Origin of the sequence: Variovorax sp. 22077 (assembly GCF_052044195.1) — a bacterium.
GTDB lineage: Bacteria > Pseudomonadota > Gammaproteobacteria > Burkholderiales > Burkholderiaceae_C > Variovorax > Variovorax atrisoli.
In genome coordinates this window covers 1-561 of the sequence record NZ_JBQEQC010000102.1, presented here as the reverse complement: position 1 = coordinate 561, position 561 = coordinate 1, and the positions used below count along the sequence as shown (strand labels likewise).

The following is a 561-nucleotide window of genomic DNA, read 5'->3' as shown; positions in this document are numbered from 1 at the left end:
GGTTTCGACGGGCGGCAGCAGACCTATCGCTACGACGCCGCGGGCCAGCTCGTGGAAACGACCGACGGCACCGCCGCAGACAGCCTGCACACTCACTACGCCTGGGATACCATGGGCCGCCTCGTCGAGATCCATGTGCCGGCCACCGCGCATGCCCCTGCGCGCATCGAGCGGCTGCAGTGGAACGCCGCCGGCCAGTTGGTCGCCATGCGCAGCTACCTCCTTGGCCCCGGGCCCCTGCAGCAGCTGCACACCGAGGCCCTCACCGAACGCGATGCACTCGGACGGCCTACCTCCGAGACCCAACGCCTCTACAGGATCGCCGAGTCCGCGGCCGCGGCCGATGCACCGATACCCTCCTCCCCCGAGATCGAGTTCGAGCACACCATCTCCCACCACCTCGATGCGCTGGGCCATCGCCAGGCCAGCGAGCTGCAGGACCTGGGCAAGGTCGACTTCCTCCTGTACGGCTCAGGCCACCTGCATGGCCTGCTCTACAACGGCCGCAGCCTGCTGGACATCGAGCGCGACGCCCTTCACCGCGAGACGCGCCGGCAGCAG

At 69.2% G+C, this 561-nt stretch carries 1 pseudogene; it reads left to right on the top strand.

Annotated features, from left to right (window positions below):
• Positions 1 to 561, top strand: a pseudogene (locus ACTJLF_RS34690) (RHS repeat-associated core domain-containing protein); the annotation flags it as partial.